This is a genomic window from Aequorivita viscosa, from assembly GCF_900106795.1.
Lineage (GTDB): Bacteria > Bacteroidota > Bacteroidia > Flavobacteriales > Flavobacteriaceae > Aequorivita > Aequorivita viscosa.
On the sequence record NZ_FNNS01000011.1, the window covers coordinates 7,509 to 28,264 of the forward strand.

Consider the following 20,756-nt stretch of genomic DNA (forward strand, 5'->3'; position numbering starts at 1 on the left):
ACTGAATACTGAATACTGAATAATGAATACTGAACACGAATACTGAATACTGAACACTGAACACTGAACACTGAACACGAATACTGAACACGAATACTGAACACTGAATACTGAACACTGAATACTGAACACTGAATACTGAACACGAATACTGAATACTGAATACTGAACACTGAATACTGGTTTATTGGGGGATGGGATTTTGTTGGGGTGCGAGGATGTGCAGAAATATGCAAAAAGTGTTGGTTTGTGTTGAGGGGGATTGATTTTTAGATTGTTGGGGATAAGTTTGGGGTATGTTTAACTTTAAATTTATTTAACAATGGCAAAACAAAAAGGAATTTTGAAATTAAAAGGTACCATGGGAGATGTTACCTTTTACAAGACGGCTGATGGGTATTTAGCGCGGGAGAAAGGCGGAGTGGATAAGAACCGTATTATGAGCGATCCTAAGTTTAAGCGGACTCGTGAGAACGGGATGGAGTTTGGAACTGCCGGTAAAGCCGGTCAGTTGATCCGTAAGGCAAACAGGCTGTTGCTACGTCAGGCGAGCGACAATAGGGTCATTTCAAGACTGGTTCGGTCCCTTATGTTAGTAATCCAGTCGGATACTATTAACAGACGGGGACTCCGTACGGTTCAGGATGGCGATATGAGCCTGTTGCACCGGTTTGACTTTAACCAAAAGGCGAAGTTGGATACGGTATTTTTTAGTGGATACAGTCATACTTTTGATCGTATGACGGGATTGTATGAGGTGGAGATTGCTGATTTTGTGCCGAAAGATACTATTGAGGCACCAAGGGGCACTACCCATATCAAGATCTCTGCTGCAGTGAGTGCGTTGGATTTTTTGGGCCGCAGTTTTGAGGAGGACCATGACGAGACGCCGATGATCCCTTGGGACGATGTGCCCCAAGCAGCCATTACCTTAACAGCAAACGTGAGCGGTGGAAGTTTGCTACCGATACTCCAATTGATAGGTGTAAGCTTTTATCAAGAGGTTAACGGTGAGATGTATCTGTTGCGCAATGGCGTTTTCAATGCTCTATCCATCGTGGGTGTTGACCAGGTGTAACCAACGGATATTGAGCTATGGACTTGTTTTTACATCGGACCCATTTTAGGGCAGGGACGAACGGGGTGCTTTTTCACAGGCATCTTTTCATCTGCTTTACCATTGAATTGCCTTGGTTGGCGAACAGACGTGGGGAATCCTGCATTCCGGATGGGGTATATGAGATAGAGCCGTTTTATTCGGTGCGTTTTGGGAACCATATTCGATTGAAGGAGGTAGCCGATCGCACGGGAATCCTTATCCATCCTGCCAATGACGCCAGCAAGGAATTGCGTGGCTGTATTGCGCCTGTAACGCAATTGACAGGAATAGGAAAGGGGCTGGATTCTAGAAGGGCCCTAGAAAAGGTGTTGCTGAAAATGGAGGCGGCCCGGAATCCGGGACAGGCGGTTTTTCTAACGATCAGTTCAGAGCACAGCGGCAGGTAATGGCGCTGGAATAGGGGGGAAGGTCTCGAAATCAGGATTAATTTGAGAAGTGGAACTATAGCCTGAGTGGGCGTGAGATGGGTCCTTGAATTTCCAGACTTTCCCCATCTATTTTTTTTGAAGGTTTTAAACCTTTTTTATTTGAGATTTTTTATAACAGAATTTAATTTGAATACTATGAACATAGTAGAACGATACAACAAACCCACGCCAAAATTCTTTCGAGTATTACGGAATATTGGCCTTGGCCTAGCTTCGGTGGGGGGTGCATTGTTGGCACTGCCCATTGTATTACCCGCAGCGGTAGCGACGGCGGCTACGACGATGATTATTTCGGGCACTGTACTATCGGCTGTTAGCCAGGCCGCTGTACAAGATCCTGAAGCCCCTAAACCTGAACCTGATGCTTAGGGAAATACCGTGGTTTAGTGGCATCCTGGGAGGCACACTTTTCGCTACTCTTCCAGGATTGAGTCACCAAGACTTGAGATCCACGGTTATTATGGCGGTGGTGGGGGCGTTGGTAAGTTATTGTACCACGCTTATTTTCCGTGAATTTCTGGGATGGCTGCAGGAATTTATTAATGGACGGGATACATAATGAGATTTGGATGTAGGCGTGTTTTTTAGAAGCGGTTTCTTCTTTTGGGAAGGGACTGCTTTTTTTTTTGGGTGTAGGGAGGGATCCCTGATCCCCTAAAGGGGAGGTTGGAGATTTGGCTTGCGAAAAGGAAAACGAAATTGAAAACGAAAATGAAAACGAAATCGAAAACGAAAACGAAATCGAAATCGAAAACGAAAATGAAATCGAAATCGAAAACGAAATCGAAAACGAAAACGAAAATGAAGATGAAGTTTGACGGTTTGAACCACGATTGTTTGACTCACGATAAAATAACTTAGCGGCTTGGCGGCTTTGCGAGAGGGTTTCACGCAGAGGGGCGCAGAGAATACGCGGAGTACGCAGGGTGTTTTACGGAATAGGGAGGGGTGAAAAGGAAATTGACATCGAAAACGAAATCGAAATCCACATCCTTGGTTGCAGGTTGCAGGTTGCATGTTACAGGTTGGAGGTTGGAGGTTGCAGGTTGAGCAGGGCTAAAGAAGGTTGATTTTTTTTGGTTGATAATTTACTGTTTCACTAATTTACAAAATTCTCAAAGATGAAGTTGAAAATTTGAAGCCCTACTCTAGCTCCCTTAAGGGTTGGGGTATTGGGGATTGAAATCGAAATCGAAATCGAAATCGAAATCGAAATTGAAAATGAAGTTTGACGGTTTGAACCACGATTGTTTGACTCACGACAAAATAACTTTGCGGCTTGGCGGCTTTGCGAGAGGGTTTCATGCAGAGGGGCGCAGAGAATACGCGGAGTACGCAGGGTGTTTTACGAAAATGAAAACGAAATTGAAGCTTGACGGTTTGAACCACGATTGTTTGCCTCACGACAAATAAACTTTAAGAAAACTATTTAGTGAAAATGAAGATAAACACAACCCAAATCAGGGACATATAATAAACCAAACCAACAACCCCTGTCCGAAAGAGCTATTTCAGCGAAGCGGAGACAACCACCAACCAACAACCACTAACTGACAACCGACAACAGACAACCGACAACCAACAACCGACACCCCACATATTCCAATGAAAAAACATATTGAAGAATGTTAAATTTATCTATATTTGCAACCGACTAAAAAACCACTACTTTGAGTTTCGAAAAAAATGATGCTTGGCTTTACGAGATAACTTCCGAGAAGAAAGCCTTTGACTTAAACCTAAAAGAAGTTTGGCGTTATCGCGACTTGCTAATTCTTTTTGTAAAAAGAGACATAACAACACTTTATAAGCAGACCATTCTTGGGCCGCTTTGGTTTTTAATAGAACCTTTGTTTACCTCGGTTATTTTTACATTAGTATTTAATAACTTAGGAAACATAAGTACAGGCGGAATACCTCCTTTTCTGTTTAACTTAACAGGGATAACCTTGTGGAACTATTTTGCCACTTGCTTTACCGGTACCTCAGATACGTTTAATAAAAATGCTAATATTTTCGGGAAAGTATATTTCCCAAGGGTAATTATGCCTATGTCTGTCACAATTTCAAACCTAGTTAAGTTTGGGATTCAGTTGTTGATACTCATTTCATTTTATATTTATTTTGTGCTTTCTGGAGCTAATATAAGTCCTAATTATTTCATTTTCCTATTCCCTTTATTAGTGGTAATGATGGCTTTGACTGGTTTGGGTTTAGGAATGATTACGAGTGCTATGACAACGAAGTATAGAGATTTAAAAATATTAGTCGGTTTTGCAGTATCGCTTCTGATGTATATTTCGGCAGTACCGTACCCAATAGAAGTAGCACGTGAAAAACTACCTGCCTTTGCAGCTAATATTATTACTTACAATCCATTATCGCAAATTTTAGAGGGTTTTAGGTTTATGGTGCTTAATACGGGTTCATTTAGTTGGGGAGGAGCACTTTATGCACTTGCTTTCGCGATTGGAATATTCTTTTTAGGGCTAATTATATTTAATAGGACGGAGAAGAGCTTTATTGACACGGTGTAAACAGTTGTCGGTTGGGAGTGTGATAGGGGAGAAGTTGGTCTTTTTTATTTATAATTGTGAGGTAATAGTTGTTGGTTGGGAGTTGTCGGTTGGAGTGTGATAGGGGGGAGAAGTTGGTCTTTTTAATTGACAATTATGAGATATTAGTTGTCGTTTGAGTGACAACCGACAACCGAAAACCGAAAACAGACAACCGAGAACAGAAAACCGATAACCGAGAACAGACAACCATGAAATCCTATAAAGATTTAGACATTTACAACTTAGCATTTGCATATTCAATTGAAGTGCATCACGCCTCTTTAAAAATGCCAAAGTTTGAATTGTATGAACAAGGAAGTCAGGTACGGAGGTCGTCGAAAAGTGTGAAAGATACTATTGTAGAGGGCTATGGAAGAAGAAGGTATAAACAAGATTTTATAAAATTCCTAACTTATTCGCACGCTTCTTTATTGGAATGTATGGGGCAATTGGAAACAATACAGGAATTATATAATATTGCAGAAGTACCTGAATTAATTGATAAATATGACAAATTAGGCGCAAAAATATTTGCATTTATATTGTACGTAGAAAATAATTGGAAATCTTAACCAACAACCAACAACCAACAACCAACAACCAACAACCAACAACCAACAACCGACAACCGACAACCGACAACCGACAACCGAAAAATGACTATACTAAAAGCAGAAAACATCTCCAAACAATACCGTCTCGGAGTGATAGGGACGGGGACTTTGTCTCACGACTTAAACCGTTTGTGGTATAAAGTAAGAGGAAAAGAAGACCCGTATTTAAAAATTGGAGAAGTAAACAATCGTAGCAGTAAAGAAAAAGCGGAGTATGTATGGGCGCTTAATGACATTAACTTTGAGGTAAAACAAGGTGAAGTATTAGGAATTATAGGGAAAAACGGCGCTGGAAAATCTACATTACTTAAAATTCTTTCTAGAGTTACCTTGCCTACTACTGGAGTTATCAAGACTAAAGGACGTATAGCTTCTCTTTTAGAAGTAGGAACAGGCTTTCACCCAGAATTAACGGGTCGTGAAAATGTATTCCTTAACGGAGCTATTTTAGGAATGACCAAAGCCGAGATTGCAGCTAAACTAGACGAAATAGTTGAGTTTTCAGGGTGCGAGCTCTATATAGACACCCCCGTAAAACGCTATAGTAGCGGAATGAAAGTGCGTTTGGCTTTTGCCGTAGCAGCACACCTAGAGCCCGATATCTTGGTGGTAGATGAAGTTTTAGCGGTTGGAGATGCCGAGTTCCAGAAAAAAGCCATTGGTAAAATGCAGGACATTTCTAAGGAAGGAGGGAGAACGGTGTTGTTTGTTAGCCATAATATGGCGTCGGTGAAGAGTTTGTGTACCCGAGGTATCGTTTTGGAAAATGGAACTACTGTTTTTGAAGGAACTGCTGATGAAAGTGTTGAGTTTTACTTATCGAGAGGCAAGGATCAGAACAAATTAGCTTTAAGACAACGAACAGATCGGTTTGGAAATGGTAAATTAAAGCTAGTGCAAGTGTCGTTTTTCAATCAGAATAATATTGAAGTTGATCAGGTAATTTCAGGTGAATTTTTAAAAATTCGATTCACTTTTGAGAAATATGATAATCAAATCGATTATAATAGATTTTTTTTAGGAGTTACTTTTAAAGACGATCAAGAAACAAGTTCATTAAGTTATTTGAGTGATGAAATGGGGAGTGACTTTTCTAATTTAAGTAGTCGTAACTTTATTGATTTAGTTATCCCTAATATCTATCTAAGAGGAGGAGTGTATAATTTACGAATACAAACAGGTATAGGCACACGTAGAGAGGATCATTTCGATACTATTGAGGAAGCTGCAACTTTGCATATTCTTCCTGGAAATCTTTGGTTAAATGGTAAGTTAAATCGTCCTGGTAATTATGCTATATTACCAGGAAAATATATTGTGTAATGGGGCGTCTATATAGATTAAAAAGAAAGTTAATCAAAAATTGGCAAAAGTTTCAAGAGAAAATAGCAAGACCTAACAAAAACGCTATTTGGATATTTGGAATGCAAAAGTCAGGAACATCTGCAATTGCAGCTCTTTTAGCACATCGTTCAGGAAAAAGTGTTACAATTGATACTCCACTACTTTGGCATCCATATTCTACTCAGATAAAGTCAGGAGTATTAAATTTAGGTCAACATGTTAATAATAATCCATATCCATTTTCTAAAGATATTATTAAGGAACCAGGGGCTTCATTAATGATAAATTATATTAAAGATTATTTTGAATTACAACGCTACGTGTTTATAGTTCGAAATCCTTTTGACGTAATTCGATCAATTCTAAATCGCTTAGGGTTAGAAGGAAATGAGGTCATTTTAAATATTGATTCTGTAAATAAGAATTGGCAGCCAATGTTTGTTGACGGTGAGAATTATGTGAAAAAACTAGCAGATATATATGTAAAAGTATATTCTCAAGATCATTACTTAAATCATCCTAATTGTGTGTTGGTGAAATATGAAGATTTTAAAAATAATAAAGAGAGTTTTATTGATGATTTATGTGATAGTTTAGAGCTAAAAAAAGTTAATTCAATTAAAAATATTAAAAACAAGCAGTTTCAGCCGAAAGGAAAACAGGTTGACGATTTCAGAGCATATTTTGGAAAAACTAATTATAATATAATATTAAATACAACTATAAAACAACTTGAGTATTTTGATTACGATGTAGATTCATTTTGATGTTTTTTAAAATAAAATGATATTGTTTGTAATCTGTCTATATTAAATAGAATATAGGTGTGCTTTTAAGTGAATTATCTACATAAATACGATTATGATTCCAGTAACCAAACCTTTCCTTCCGCCTCAAGAAGAATATCAGGCATACTTAGATACCATTTGGGAAAACGGGTGGCTTACGAATATGGGGCCACTCTCTAAAAAACTGGAAGGTCGGTTGACGGAGCATTTAAAAGTTCCGAACCTTTTGTTTGTTACTAATGGCACTATTGCCTTGCAAATGGCAATTAAAGCATTGGATTTAAAAGGAGAGATAATTACAACTCCTTTTTCTTTTGTCGCCACTACCAGCAGCATTGTATGGGAAGGTTGTACCCCTGTATTTGTTGATATTGACCCTAACAGTCTCAATATAGATGCTTCTAAAATTGAAGCAGCTATTACCCCAAATACTTCCGCCATACTTGCAACACACGTTTATGGCAATCCATGCGATGTGTTAGCTATTGAAGTTATTGCAAAAAAACACAACCTAAAAGTTATTTACGATGCCGCCCATGCTTTTGGGGTAGAAGTGTATGGAAAGTCCATATTTGAATATGGCGATATTAGTACCTGTAGCCTACACGCCACAAAACTATATCATTCCATTGAAGGGGGATTGGTGATTACAAAAGACCCCGCATTGTTTCAAAAGCTAAAGCACATCCGTAATTTTGGAATTTCAAGTTTTTATGAATTTGCTGAACTAGGGATCAATGGAAAAAACTCCGAGTATCATGCGGCTATGGGGTTAGCAAATTTAAAGTATATTGATGCCATAGCTAAAAAAAGAAAAATGCTTACTTCTCGATACGACGAATTGTTGCAAGACACCGCGCTTAAAAGGCCTACCTGGCATCCCGATTCTGAAAACAACGGTGCTTATTATCCCGTTATTTTTGAAACGGAGGAAGCCTTGCTTCAAGTGGAAGAAGCTTTAAAACAAAATCAAATTGGAACCAGAAGGTATTTTTATCCCAGCTTGGCTACGGCATTGCCTTATTTGAATCCAACTGAAATGGAAGTAACCGATAGTATTTCTAAACGGGTTTTGTGTTTGCCGCTTTATTATGATTTGTTAATGGAAGAGGAAGTTGATACGATAGGCGATATTATCAAAAATATACTAGTGTAATGAGAATTCTTAGTTTTGATATAAAGAGATATTTGGAAAAAAAAGAGGTTATTCATAAGTTTTTAAATGAAAATTATTTAAAAACGGAATATGAATTAGCTAGCTTAAAGAATATCGTCTCAGGTGGAATCTATTATCTGGAAAAGGAATATATCGAGCATCAAATCAAAATTAAAAATAGCTTAATTATTACCAATGCAGTAGAGCATACATTCTCTACTGATCAGACTAATGTTTTTTTGATCGTCGAAAACCCTCAAATTGTTTTTTATCAGCTGTGCCAAATGACGATGCCCCCTAAAAAGAAAGGTGTACATCCCACTGCTGTTATAGATGTAGAAGCAATAATAGGTGAGAATTGTTACATTGGTCCGTATGCAGTAATTGGAAAATGCACGATAGAACAAGATTGTTATATTGACACCCACGTTATTATTGGAGACAATGTCATTATAAAAAATAATACTAAAATCGAACCCAATTCTTATATTGGAGCAAACGGTGTGGCTTGGATCTGGGATGAAAATGGTGAACGTGTCATCCAACCTCAATTTGGAGGAGTGTTAATTGAGGAAAACTGTTTTATAGGCTCTGATGTTTCTATTGTGAAGGGCTCAGTCAATGAAAACACAACCATTAAAAAAGGGACATTGATAGCCCATGGTTCAAAGATAGGACATGGCTCTATATTGGAAGAAAACTGTCATTTGGCTAATAATGTTACTTTAGCAGGGAATAGTCGTGTGGGGGCGCGTTCTTTTTTAGGAGCAGCAAGTGTGTTGTCCTCTCACGTTCATATTGCAGAAGATTGTATTGTCGGAGCCGGAGCTGTAGTTGCTAAATCTTTTTTTGAGCCCTTTGCTGTCCTCGCCGGTGTGCCAGCGAAAACTATAAAATACCTTTCAAAAAAAGAAAAACTAAATGGTGTTCCAAAAAGGAATTAAAATCAACTTAAACTAAAAATTATGATCTCAGAAAAAGCAAAAATTGGAGAAAATGTAGAAATCGGAAACTATGTTGTCATTGAAGAGGGAGTAGAAATTGGAGATGGAACAGTGATAAAGCATTTTGTAGAATTAAGAAAGAACACGATTATAGGAAAAAACTGCTATATAGACTCTAGGGTTTCTTCATCGGGAGAATGCATAATTGGAAACAATGTAACCCTAAGATACGATACTATAATTGCAAGAGGTTGTGTCATTGGGGATAATACTTATGTTTGTCCACGAGTTATGACAAATAATTTAGATACGGGTAAAGAGTCCATAGGTGGAGCAAAAGTTGGTAAGAATTGTTTTATCGGGACCAATACAGTATTGCATCATGGAATAACTATCGGCGATAATTCAGTTACAGGGAGTATGGCTTTTGTAAATAAAAGTATCCCGGAAAATGAAATATGGTTAGGGAGTCCTGCGAAATTTTTTAAGAAAAAGTAACTGTATGGATGTTCAGGTTGAAAATACTGTTCAGTTACTAGAAAATAATATTTTTTCTTTTGAAAAAGAGAAAAGAAATATCTATGCTTCTTCTTCTTTTCAAACGCAGAGTGTTCCGCTTTTGCATATTATTGGAAAACATTTTCCGCAAGTAAAAATAATTTTTTTGGATACGGGTTTTTTGTTCCCTGAAACATATGCTTTCAAAGAACAATTGGAACGGATATTTAATTTGGATATTATCACCCTTAAGTCGAATACTTCTCTAATACAACAAAGGGACAACAGGACAGGACTGTTTCAATATGCATTGGATCCGGATTATTGCTGTTTTATCAACAAAGTAAGCCCTTTGGATGATTTTCTACAATCAGGAGATATATGGATTAGTGGTGTTCGCAGAGATCAAACTTCCGTTAGAAAAGAAATGAAAACTCTCGAATACAAAGAGCATGGGATCGTCAAATTGCACCCCATGTTGGAATGGAACAGCAGGGATATCTATCAATACATCCAAAAAAATAATCTTCCAAAGCATCCTCTTGAAAAGGAAGGTTTTATCAGTATTGGCTGTGTTCCGTGTACATATAAATGGACGGATGGCACAGAAAGAGGAGGTCGATGGGTAGGAAGTAAAAAAACAGAATGCGGATTGCATTCAAACAAATAATCTTATGGATGTTTTAGTAACTGGAGGTGCCGGTTATATAGGATCGGATTTGGTGGAAAAACTTAATGCTTCTGAGAGAGTAAAAAAAATCTATGTGTTAGACAACCTTTCTCGTTCACCACTTTCTTTTTTCATTGGTTGTCAGAAACTTGAAAAGGTAACATTTATTCAAGGCGATATTTTGGATTCTTATGTCTTGAGTAAGGTGTTGAAAAAGGTTGAAATGGTATTCCATTTAGCGGGTTATGTTTCCTTTCCTTATAGTTACGCCCAGAATGTTCAATACGAACAGATTAACCAATGGGGTACTTTGAATATAGTGCGATGTATTCAACAAATGGATCACATAAAGCGGTTTGTTTATTTAAGCTCCGCTTCTGTTTATGGTTTGCGTGGTCAAGTAGATTTAAGAGATAATCCAAATCCTACGAACGCCTATGGTAAATCAAAACTCGAAGGCGAAAAATTTGTAAATCTTCTCGAAAACCAATGTCAGGTAAGTATTGTTCGTTCGGCTAATGTTTTTGGCTTTAATCCCAGTTTCCGAATGGATTCGGTTCTGAATAATTTTATATTTCATGCACTCGTGGATAAAAAAATTATAATTTATGGTAACGGTACTCAAAAAAGACCCTTTGTTTCCCTTCAAAAAGTAGTAGAGGAATTATTGCTGACCCTATCAACGCAGGAGCATATTCGAAAAGGTTTTGCAGTGGAATTCAACGCCGATTTAAATGAAATAAAAAATTGGCTTATTCAGCGTCATCTTCCCGACTTGGAGTATACCTACCTCAATCCAAGTATAGAATATGAAGAACAATCTATAAAAGGTTTAAACTCTCTGGAAGAGGAATTGAGTCAATTGGATGAAGTCTTTATGGATTTCCGCACCAATCTGAGAGTTCAGAAATAAGAAAATTAAAATCGTGTGTGATAATGTTAAAAAGCACTAAATAATGGACAAAAATCCCCTAATATCTATTTGTTGTATCACGTATAATCATGGTTCTTTTATCCGGCAATGTCTGGACGGTTTTCTCATGCAGCAATGCAATTTTGAGTATGAAATCCTTATTTATGATGATGCCTCTACATACAGCACGAGTGATATAATTAGAGAAAATAATAAAAAATCTAGGGTTAATAAAGCCAACTTTACGCAATGTAAAATGAAGAACCGTAGAATATAGAATACGTTGAATTTATATAGTGAATAAAATAGTCGGTAATATATCAAGTCTATAATTCTTTTGAAAAATGCATAGATTAATTCATTTTCATACTGACCACAAGTTTATCCATGATACGCTAAAGTATAATAGCGAATTATTGGAAAACATTATTGTTTTTATAGGCGATGCAGATAATGCAATTATTAATAAATTAAATAATTTGAAGTTTGAATTTTATATTTTCAATGAATCACAGGTTGATAATATAAATAATATTCTTCCTCATTACGATGGAGTGGTTATCTACGATTTAAATAATGTGAATATTCAAATTCTTGAAAGAATCACTAGGGATAAAAAAGTATTTTTAAGGCTTTTTGGATATGAACTGTATAAGTTAAAATTAAATAAATTTGTGAGTAGAGCTACACTTCGTTTATTTAAACCTATTTCTCTTGAGAGCTATTCTTTTAAAAACTATCTAAAGAAAAAGGTTAAAAGGTTGTTGGGAATCGAGTTTAGCTTTAATTATTTTGAACAAAAGCTGCTCTATAGCAAAATCGATGCTATAATATTAATTAATAAGTTTGAGTATCAAGCTCTTCAAAAATATTTCTATTTGCCAAAGTTTATACAACTTCCATTAACAAGAGAGCTACCGAAAAACCTTGAATTATCAAATAAAAGTAATAAATTAATTATCGGTAATAGTAGAAATATATGGAATAATCATTTAGATGTTTTTAGAATAATTAAAAAATCTAAAAGATTTGATAATTATAAATTCAACTTATTTTTTAATTACGGTGCTGATAATGATTATACGGAGAAAGTAAGAAATAAGGCAAACCAAAATAGCTTTGTTCTGATTGAAGACTTTTTAGATATTCAAGAGTTTAGTAGAGTTTATAACACTGCGACAGCGCTTATAATTAACAGTTATAGACAACATGCTTTAGGAAATATATTGACAGCTATTTCATCTGGTACAAAAGTATATTTAAATAGGAGGAGTTCAACTTATAAATGGTTAAAGCATGAAGGCTTTTACATTAGCGAAATTAGCGAACTTCCTAGAGATATAGATAATAACAAAGTAAGGCAGACTCAAAAGGAATTTCAACATAATGCGAATTGTTATAATCAACTGAAAGAAAATTATACACAACTAGATTTTATTGCAAATGTTAAAGCAATATTAGAACAAGAATAACACTTTAGTTTCCATAATAACCCGGATCTTCAGTAGGGCAGCCTAATTGGTGAAACGGTAGTGAATATCCAAGTGTAGATCTATTAGAATTTAAAGTGTGAAGTGACTGATGATGAGAGGGAATAGACAATACGGATGCTGTTATGGCTGCGAATGTCACAAAAAGAACTCCAGCTTTCTAAATGACGCCTAGACTCTAGCCTTTAGTTTCTAATCTCAGCCACAACTAATTTTTAACACTAAAAAGTTGTTAAATTTCAAACAAACCATTTAGATTTGTAAGACAAAACAAAAAACCCCCATTACACTTTATAAAGCATAATGAGGGTCTGCTAAAATACTCAAAAGGTATTTAAAATAGGGTAAGTGCCAGCTTATCCTATTTTTTTTGAAAACTTCATGTTTCCAAGCATACCTTTGAGTTCATCACCGGGCGTAAAGCGAATTCGTGCTTTTTTAATGTTCGCCGATGACAGTTCTTCTGCCGTTTCCGCTCCCGTACTACTAAGGGTTGTGCGAAACGTACCCAAATCATCCAACTTGACTATATAGCCTCTGTCTAATGCTTTTTTCATGGTACTCAAAAAATTCTGAATAACGTTGTAGCAATCACCTCGCGTGAGCGAGCTTTTTTCAGCTACTTCGTCTGAGAGTTCCTTAAGTCCCATGTTTCCTGTATATACAGGAATTGCATAGAATTTGTTGGGAGCTTCTGGGTCTAACGGGTTGTGTCTAGGTCTAGACTTAAATGTTACCATTCTGTTCCATTTAAATTAAACAATCACCTCAAAGAACGCGTTTCACCTTGCGGTGGCAATCACTTTGACTGCGGTATAAAATTACAAATAAATAAGTGAAGCAAAAAAAATGACTTATCAACAACTAAAACTTGCTATAACAAGAGGAAAACAACTCATAATCAGGCTTGTAGGTTTTAGTTTGTAATGAACTAACACACCGTTCGGTTAACTATCTGAAAAACAAGGTATTGATGTAGTTTGTTAATGGAAGATAGGGCTATCATTCTTTTTGATAATTTGCAACAACAACTCCCAAAAAGAATCTATTATCACCATAAAACCCATGTAAATTCACAAAAAACTGGCTTTTTTTTATTCTAATTGTTGATAACTCTGTCTGTATTCGGTCTAAAGGTAGGTGGGATTGTTGAAGCTTGTCCGAGTGCAGTCGAAGGGTTTTGGATGAAAAAATGAAGGGAGTTCGTGAAAATTAGAAAATCAAAGAGACAACAAAATTCATTTAGGGCGGGGTTAGATTCAAATTTTTCACCTTTATTTTAAAGGCTAATTAAGCCCATTTTTTTTGTTTTTTGCCCTTGTCAAAACAATGAATTTTCAAATAACAAACCTTTCGTGTACAAGAAGCCAAAATTTCATGCGTATGGAGCAACAATTTCATGCGCATGGAACAACAATTTCATGCGCATGAAATAACAATTTCATACGCATGAAATTTCGACCCGCTCTATACCCTTTAAATACGGGGGTTTAGAAGCCATCAATTTGTGTTGTAGCAGGATAAAAAAGGCAACCTTATTCAAACATACTCAAACCGACAACAGACAACAGAATAACGACTTTCGAATGTTGAATGTAGAATGATGAATGCTGAATGCTGAATGGTGGAATGATGAACAACCGACAACCGACAACAGAGAACTGAATTCGACTACCAACCAATAATGACATACGACTTAAGGATGTACGACATACGACTAAAAATAACCGAAAATCGACAACAGATAACTAACAACCAAGTAACAGACTATCAACCACAACCGAAAACCCACCACCGAAAACCGACAACCCACAACCGACACCCCAAAACATTTCCCCATCATTTCGTTAATTTCGTTAACATTTTTCCTATTTTTGAAATCTTTAAATCAACACTAAAATGACTAACCAAAATCCATTGGTTTCCATCATTATCCCCACTTTCAACCGCGCCCATTTAATAGGAGAGACGCTAGACTCTGTCTTGGCGCAAACGTATCAAAATTGGGAATGTATAGTTGTGGATGATGGGAGTACGGATGATACTGAAGAGGTAGTTCAAAAATATTTAAAACTAGATAAGCGATTTAAGTTTTATTTACGCCCTAACACACATAGTCCTGGAGGAAATGGAGCTAGAAATTATGGTTTTAAGATGTGTCAAGGTGACTATGTTATTTGGTTTGATAGTGATGACTTGATGTTACCAGAAAAGTTACAGTTACAATTAGATGCTTTAATAGGTAGCGAATATGATTTTTCGGTTGCTAAACATGGTAACTTTTATACGAAATCACCTAATTTAAAAAAACAAGTTAAGAAGTTTGATAAAAATATATGTAGTGAAGTTAGTTTATTAAATTACTCTATAGATAAAAATTATTGGGGAACTATTGACTTACTTGGTCGCAGATCAATCCTTGACAACCAAAGGTTTAATGAGCAACTAAAATCAGGTCAAGAGTATAATTTTTTTGTTTCAATTGTAGCGTGTCACGGAAATATAAAAGGTATATATTTAGACCAAGATTTGGCATTAAGGCGTATTCACAATAGCTCTATACAAAGTATTCAGAATTTTAATCAAAAAATTCTATTAGCTAATAAATTTCAAGTTTATCAAGAAACATTTTTTGATAATGTTGAAAGACTAAATGACGAATTAAAGAATCATTTATTATGGAAAATGACGCTTTTATTTCATAACCAAGTAATAATTGGGAGTAATCAAATAAAAATAATTGAGTTTGTAAGCTCACTAAATCCTTATCTTGACACAAGACAAGTTGTTATCTTATATTTTGTTTTAGTATTGTCAAAAATCACAAAAAGGGGATATAGTTTAGGCAAAAGAGTATTAAAAATTGTTTTTTAATTTCTTTCGATATTTAAGACTATGATTTCAAAACAAACCAAAATAGCAATAAAGAAGGTTTTATATCCTTTCTTGAATATATTTTCAAAAAAGTATATTGTAAAGAGGGTTAATCAATCTCCTGAGAAGAAGATAAGTGTTGTGCGAGCATCGCTGTCATTAGCAAAGGATATTGAGTATCTTAAGTATCAAAAGCTGATTGCCTATGACGGAAGCCCCAAACATTTAGAAGCAGATATTGATGTTAGTTTTTATACTGATGTATATGTCGATCTCGACACCGGTGTTATGATTAATAGTGCTAAAGATATCATTAGAGGGACTTTAAAAAATGAAGATAGAACAGAAACCGATCATAGCAGACTAACTTCTTATTTACATATTGACGGGTTAGTTTCAGTTATTAATCCCCACCTGAACGTAGGTTACTTCCACATTTGGTTTGATGGGCTAATCAAACTATATTATTTGAGCTTGTTAGATCAAAAGATAACGATAGTTGTTGCAAAAGAAGCTCCAACCATATATCATCAGGTATTAGAACTTTACAAAGACAAATTCTCAATCGCCATAGTAGATGGGTATAGATTTATTAAAGCAAAAAAAGCATGTTGTGTGCATCACCTATATTGGTCAAAACATGCACCTTATTTTTCGAGTAATATAAGCGATTTTTTTAAGAACAGAATAATAGCTACGTTAGACGATAGCAGTATAAAGACCTACGATAGAATCTTTATTAAAAGAAAAAACAGCATTAGAAGTATTCTTAATGACGATGAAGTAGAGCAGCTGTTTTTGAGTTATGGCTTTAAAGTAATCTCTTTTGAGGATTTTACTGTTTTTGAACAAGCCTATCTGGTCAATAGAGCAAAAGTCATAGCAGGGATTCATGGAGCTGGCTTTGGGAATTTAATTTTTGCAGATTCTAAGCTAACGGTAATAGAATTACAAAATCATGCTGTAGTTCCTAGTTTTTTCTTTATGTCATACCAACTACGTTTAAAGTATTTTCCAATATTTAGTCTGACGACTAATGTAGATGAAATCAGGGACCCTCATAACGAAAGAGAGATGTTTTATAGTCAAAAGCTAGCGCCAGTTAGATATGATATAGGCGAGATACAATTAGTATTAGAAAAAATATAATACGTTTATTATTTACTATTAAGAATATTTGTCAGCAGTCATGAAATTTCCAAATTAATATAAGCAATAGTTAAATCAGTTGAAATGAATAAACATATAAAAACTCCTATCATTCCCTATCGCTCTGATTTTGTAGGGGAGAAGCATACCCTTGATTTAGAGGCAATTTGTGTGTACGCCGCTGTTGGTTTTTTCTTGGACACTGATACTTTTTACAAAGAACTTAAAACCCTTCGTCCTTTTACAGATTATGTAATAAGTGAAGATAATAAACGAGTGATAGAAGAGAAACCCTACTTTAAATGGCATTATTCACCTATAGAGCGTCCTTTTGATCAAATAGTTCAAGAATTTGCCGCTCTTTTTGAAACTATCGTAGCAGATCAGTCAGTGGGTAGGAAGGTGATATTACCACTTTCAGGAGGATTAGATAGCCGAACCCAGGCTGCAGCTTTGGCTCATCTTAAAATCGAAACTAACAGTTATAGTTATAGTTTTAGTAAAGGGCATGACGAGACTAAATATTCTCGAAAAATCGCTGAAGTCTGTGGTTTTCCTTTTCAGAGTTGGGAAGTGCCTAAAGGCTATTTGTGGAATGTTATAGAGGATTTAGCTCGAATAAATGATTGCTATTCTGAATTCACACATCCACGACAGATGGCTTTTTTAGACAAATATAAAGAATTAGGTGATGTGTTTAGCCTGGGGCATTTAGGTGATTTGGTTTTTGATGATATGGGTGTAGATGACAAATTGCCCTTTGAAAGCCAAGTGAATCATTTATTCAAAATTGTAATAAAAAAAGGTGGTTTAACCGTAGGGAATATGCTCTGGGAGTCCTGGGGCTTAAAAGGTGATTTTGAGCAGTATATTCGCACAAGAATTGAAAGTCTCTTAAGTGAAATTGATATTCAGGAGAGTGCTAATGCACAAATTAGGGCTTTTAAAAACATACATTGGGTACCACGATGGACCAACACTAACTTAAGTGTATTTGAGTCACAACGACCGATGGAGCTACCGTATTATGACGATAGGATGTGTGAATTCATTTGTACGGTTCCTGAGAAATATTTGGCGGACAGACAAATCCAGATTGCCTACCTAAAGTTGAGGAATCCTGACTTAGCACGCATTACATGGGAAGCACAGCGCCCTTTTAACCTCTATAATTATCATTTAAATAAAGCGCCTTATAATTTGCCATATAGAGTTATTGACAAGGCTAAAAGAACTCTGAAGCCTCATTTCACCGTTCAACGCAATTGGGAGTTACAGTTTTTAGGTGATGATAATCAAAAGCAGCTTAAGAAATGGCTATTTGAGAATCCAAACTTTAAAAATTTCGTAGCACCTGAAGTAGTTACTTCAATTTTAAATAAATTTAATTCTGACAATGCAGTAACATATTCGCATCCATTGAGTATGTTGCTCACATTATCGGTTTTTGCAAAGCACAACCAATTATAAACATCATAGTTAAAGATGATAATTGATGTATAGGCCTTTTTCTAATAAATGCATAGTTTGAAAGCACTTCAGAATATAACAATAGGTTTAGTCTTGCCCTCTGTGCCAGGGTATTCTGAAACATTTTTTAAAAGTAAAATTGCTGGTTTACAAAAAAATGGGGCTAGAGTAATTGTTTTTGTTGCGAGCTCAAATAGAACAAAACAACCGCCATCCTGCGAAATAAGTTATGCACCTAGGTTAAATGGTAATATCGCTATAGTTGTAATCAATAGTATAATTGAGTTACTAAAAGCTTTTTTGTTTAATTATAAAACTTCAATGAGTTACTTGGCATTAGAAAAAGGGGAAACTAAATTACTTAGGACAAGGTTAAAGAAACTTATTTCTAATAATTTTATATTGCGTTATAAAACAGATTGGTTACATTTTGGTTTTGGTACTATGGCATTGGGCAGAGAAAATATAGCACAAGTCACGGGGGCGAAAATGGCAGTTAGTTTCAGAGGTTTTGATATAGGTATATATCCGTTAAAACACCCGGGATGTTATCAGAAGCTATTTCAGAAAGTAGATAAAATACACGTAATTTCTGATGATATTGCCGAATTGCTTTACGGGCAAGGTTTGGAAAACAAACAAATCATAACCAAGATTACACCAGCTATTAATACTACATTTTTCACACAATCCACTAGGAATGAAAGTGCAGCGATATCGTTTTTGACTGTTGGAAGGTTGCATTGGAAGAAAGGTTTTGTATATACCCTTGAGGCTTTATCAATTCTCAAAAACCAAGGTGTTGATTTTATTTATACCATAATAGGTGAAGGTATTGAATATGAACAAATACTATATGCCACACATCAGCTTGGTATTGAAAATAATGTTAAATTTGCAGGAAAACTACCTCATGCAGAGGTTAAAAAACACTTAGAGGAAGCCACTATCTATCTACAGTATAGTATTCAAGAAGGATTTTGTAATGCCGTTTTGGAAGCGCAGGCAATGGGTTTATTATGTATCGTGTCTGATGCCGAAGGGTTAAGTGAAAATGTATTGGACAACCAAACAGGTTGGGTGGTCCCTAAAAGAAGACCTCTGTTATTGGCCGACAAGATTAAAGAAGTGCTTGCTCTAGACACTAAGCGAAAGAATGAGATCGCTGAGAAAGCCATCCAAAGAGTAAAGAATGAATTTAATATCGAGAAACAAACCCAAGAGTTTGTAGATTTTTATAAACTATGATGTTTAAATTTTTTAAGTACATACACCCTACTTGGTATTACAATTTAAAACCAAAACTTGATTACGCCTATTTTCCTACAGTTGAGATACTTGTGAAACAGGGCTATGATATAGAGAAAGATATAGAGTATAATAGCATTGATGCACAAAATAGGGATTTGGCCTGGAGAGCTTTTCAGCAGGGATTTATTATCAACACTGCAGAACAAGGGCTTGATGTGTGGCAAGAAATTAAACTACCAATTGAAGATGAGTATCGTTTTTTTAGAAAAAACTTTCACAAGCTTTGGGCGGTCTATGTATTGTTTTTCCGTTTGATTACCTTACACAATCCCTTTAAAGAGCTCTCCGCATTCTGGAAAACCCGTAATGTACAACGTCAAAGCCATGTGCTAAATCATTTTGAGTATCCTGGATATAACAATTTTAAAAGTAAGCTAATAGAAAAACAGCCATTAATTTCGGTGGTAATTCCCACTCTGAATAGATACGACTACCTAAAAGATGTTTTTAAAGATTTGGAACAACAGACGTATAAAAACTTTGAAGTTATAGTAGTTGACCAAACAGATGATTTTCAAGAAGATTTTTATAAAGGGTGGAATCTAGATTTAAAATTTTGGTTTCAAGAGGAAAAGGCTCTTTGGAAAGCTAGAAATGAAGCTATTAAATCAGCAAAAGGAGAGTTTATACTTATGTCAGAAGATGATATTCGGATTCCAGAAACCTTAATTGAAAATCACATCAAAACAATTGACTTCTTTAATGCGGATGTTTCTTGTGGTGTGTTCTTTCCTCAGGGTAGCACAATTCCAAAAGAGCGTAATTATTTTAAATATGCTGAACAATTTGCTACTGGAAATGCAATGCTACGGAGAGATATTTTCAAGAAAGTTGGTTTGTATGACAGGCAATTTGAAAAACAACGAGGTGGAGATGGAGAGTTTGGGCTACGATTGTACCAAAATGGTTATAAATTAGTCTCAAATCCGATAGCTTACTGTATAGATGTAAAGGCTCCAGAAGGTGGATTGCGAGTGGCGGGCGGAAGCTGGGATGCATGGAGACCCAAAAAATGGAATGCACCTAGACCTGTGCCGAGTGTTCTTTATCTCGCGAGAAAGTACTTTGGAAACAAAAAAGCTGTCCTAATGGTGATACCTTCCGTAGCGCCTTCATTGATTCCATATCAATTTAAAAGAAATAAAATTTTAAAATTAATGTCGCTTTTACTTTTGCCTTTATTACTTCCCTTGTTGATATTTCAAGTCACAAAATCATGGCGACTTGCTAGTGAAAAATTAAAGCAAGGGGCGATGATAGCATATCTGAATTAGATATATTAGGGGCTCTTAATTACACATACAAATTCCCAATTAAATGTATAATGTTGATTGTTCAGAACTATGGTTAAAACGTATTGGAAAATTGCTGTGTTTTTTACTTTCATTAGATTGGAATCCTTCTTAATTAACTTGATAAACCAATGATT

General features: G+C 35.7%; 20 protein-coding genes. 19 read left to right on the plus strand and 1 reads right to left on the minus strand.

Going from position 1 to position 20,756, the window contains the following annotated elements; all coding sequences use genetic code 11:
- Positions 1 to 322: 322 nt before the first annotated feature.
- From BLW28_RS07840 to BLW28_RS07915, 14 genes are all read left to right on the plus strand, one after another.
- The gene (locus tag BLW28_RS07840; protein ID WP_073217406.1) at positions 323 to 1,078 is read left to right on the plus strand and encodes a hypothetical protein; all 756 of its coding nucleotides are present in this window, start codon (positions 323 to 325) and stop codon (positions 1,076 to 1,078) included.
- Positions 1,079 to 1,095: 17 nt separating this feature from the next.
- Positions 1,096 to 1,506: a DUF5675 family protein gene (locus BLW28_RS16000; RefSeq protein ID WP_073217403.1), complete on the plus strand. Its 411-nt coding sequence runs from the start codon at positions 1,096 to 1,098 to the stop codon at positions 1,504 to 1,506.
- Between the two features lie 716 nt (positions 1,507 to 2,222).
- The gene (locus tag BLW28_RS15720; RefSeq protein ID WP_159431756.1) at positions 2,223 to 2,366 is read left to right on the plus strand and encodes a hypothetical protein; all 144 of its coding nucleotides are present in this window, start codon (positions 2,223 to 2,225) and stop codon (positions 2,364 to 2,366) included.
- 852 nt (positions 2,367 to 3,218) lie between these two features.
- Positions 3,219 to 4,085 carry an ABC transporter permease gene (locus BLW28_RS07865; RefSeq protein WP_073217392.1) on the plus strand — a complete coding sequence of 289 codons (867 nt, stop codon included), beginning with the start codon at positions 3,219 to 3,221 and terminating at the stop codon, positions 4,083 to 4,085.
- 230 nt (positions 4,086 to 4,315) lie between these two features.
- A complete protein-coding gene (locus tag BLW28_RS07870) occupies positions 4,316 to 4,678 on the plus strand; it encodes a four helix bundle protein (protein ID WP_073217462.1) in 363 nt (120 codons plus the stop codon).
- Between the two features lie 84 nt (positions 4,679 to 4,762).
- Positions 4,763 to 6,043: an ABC transporter ATP-binding protein gene (locus BLW28_RS07875; protein WP_073217389.1), complete on the plus strand. Its 1,281-nt coding sequence runs from the start codon at positions 4,763 to 4,765 to the stop codon at positions 6,041 to 6,043.
- Entirely contained in the window at positions 6,043 to 6,831 is a 789-nt protein-coding gene (locus BLW28_RS07880; protein WP_073217387.1) for a sulfotransferase, read from the plus strand. The genes BLW28_RS07875 and BLW28_RS07880 overlap by 1 nt, the downstream gene beginning before the upstream one ends.
- 94 nt (positions 6,832 to 6,925) lie before the next feature.
- Positions 6,926 to 8,008 (plus strand): DegT/DnrJ/EryC1/StrS family aminotransferase, encoded by a 1,083-nt coding sequence (locus BLW28_RS07885; protein WP_073217384.1) that lies wholly within the window; start codon positions 6,926 to 6,928, stop codon positions 8,006 to 8,008.
- Positions 8,008 to 8,952, plus strand: coding sequence for a DapH/DapD/GlmU-related protein (locus tag BLW28_RS07890; protein WP_073217381.1), 945 nt, complete (start codon positions 8,008 to 8,010; stop codon positions 8,950 to 8,952). Before BLW28_RS07885 ends, BLW28_RS07890 begins: the two co-directional genes overlap by 1 nt.
- A 21-nt stretch (positions 8,953 to 8,973) precedes the next feature.
- Positions 8,974 to 9,450, plus strand: coding sequence for a DapH/DapD/GlmU-related protein (locus BLW28_RS07895; protein WP_073217378.1), 477 nt, complete (start codon positions 8,974 to 8,976; stop codon positions 9,448 to 9,450).
- A gap of 4 nt (positions 9,451 to 9,454) precedes the next feature.
- Positions 9,455 to 10,120: a phosphoadenylyl-sulfate reductase gene (locus tag BLW28_RS07900; RefSeq protein WP_073217375.1), complete on the plus strand. Its 666-nt coding sequence runs from the start codon at positions 9,455 to 9,457 to the stop codon at positions 10,118 to 10,120.
- A 4-nt stretch (positions 10,121 to 10,124) separates the two neighbouring features.
- Positions 10,125 to 11,033 carry an NAD-dependent epimerase/dehydratase family protein gene (locus BLW28_RS07905; RefSeq protein WP_073217371.1) on the plus strand — a complete coding sequence of 303 codons (909 nt, stop codon included), beginning with the start codon at positions 10,125 to 10,127 and terminating at the stop codon, positions 11,031 to 11,033.
- Positions 11,034 to 11,076: 43 nt separating this feature from the next.
- Positions 11,077 to 11,310 (plus strand): glycosyltransferase family 2 protein, encoded by a 234-nt coding sequence (locus tag BLW28_RS16145; protein ID WP_083540698.1) that lies wholly within the window; start codon positions 11,077 to 11,079, stop codon positions 11,308 to 11,310.
- A 139-nt stretch (positions 11,311 to 11,449) separates the two neighbouring features.
- Positions 11,450 to 12,505 carry a hypothetical protein gene (locus BLW28_RS07915; protein ID WP_143036856.1) on the plus strand — a complete coding sequence of 352 codons (1,056 nt, stop codon included), beginning with the start codon at positions 11,450 to 11,452 and terminating at the stop codon, positions 12,503 to 12,505.
- A gap of 374 nt (positions 12,506 to 12,879) precedes the next feature.
- Here the strand turns inward: BLW28_RS07915 and BLW28_RS07920 are convergent, their stop codons facing one another.
- A complete protein-coding gene (locus BLW28_RS07920; protein ID WP_073217365.1) occupies positions 12,880 to 13,263 on the minus strand; it encodes an HU family DNA-binding protein in 384 nt (127 codons plus the stop codon).
- A gap of 1,159 nt (positions 13,264 to 14,422) precedes the next feature.
- On the opposite strand from BLW28_RS07920, the gene BLW28_RS07925 reads away from it, so the two are divergent.
- The 5 genes from BLW28_RS07925 to BLW28_RS07945 all read left to right on the plus strand — a co-directional run bounded on the left by BLW28_RS07925 (position 14,423) and on the right by BLW28_RS07945 (position 20,601).
- A complete protein-coding gene (locus BLW28_RS07925) occupies positions 14,423 to 15,397 on the plus strand; it encodes a glycosyltransferase family 2 protein (RefSeq protein WP_073217360.1) in 975 nt (324 codons plus the stop codon).
- Positions 15,398 to 15,418: 21 nt separating this feature from the next.
- Complete coding sequence (locus BLW28_RS07930) at positions 15,419 to 16,546, plus strand: glycosyltransferase family 61 protein (protein WP_073217357.1); 1,128 nt, start codon at positions 15,419 to 15,421, stop codon at positions 16,544 to 16,546.
- Positions 16,547 to 16,630: 84 nt separating this feature from the next.
- Positions 16,631 to 18,016, plus strand: coding sequence for an asparagine synthase-related protein (locus BLW28_RS07935; RefSeq protein ID WP_073217354.1), 1,386 nt, complete (start codon positions 16,631 to 16,633; stop codon positions 18,014 to 18,016).
- 330 nt (positions 18,017 to 18,346) lie between these two features.
- Positions 18,347 to 19,264, plus strand: coding sequence for a glycosyltransferase family 4 protein (locus BLW28_RS07940; protein ID WP_159431755.1), 918 nt, complete (start codon positions 18,347 to 18,349; stop codon positions 19,262 to 19,264).
- On the plus strand, positions 19,261 to 20,601 hold the full coding sequence (locus tag BLW28_RS07945) for a glycosyltransferase family 2 protein (protein WP_073217352.1): 1,341 nt from the start codon (positions 19,261 to 19,263) through the stop codon (positions 20,599 to 20,601). The genes BLW28_RS07940 and BLW28_RS07945 overlap by 4 nt, the downstream gene beginning before the upstream one ends.
- Positions 20,602 to 20,756: the final 155 nt, after the last annotated feature.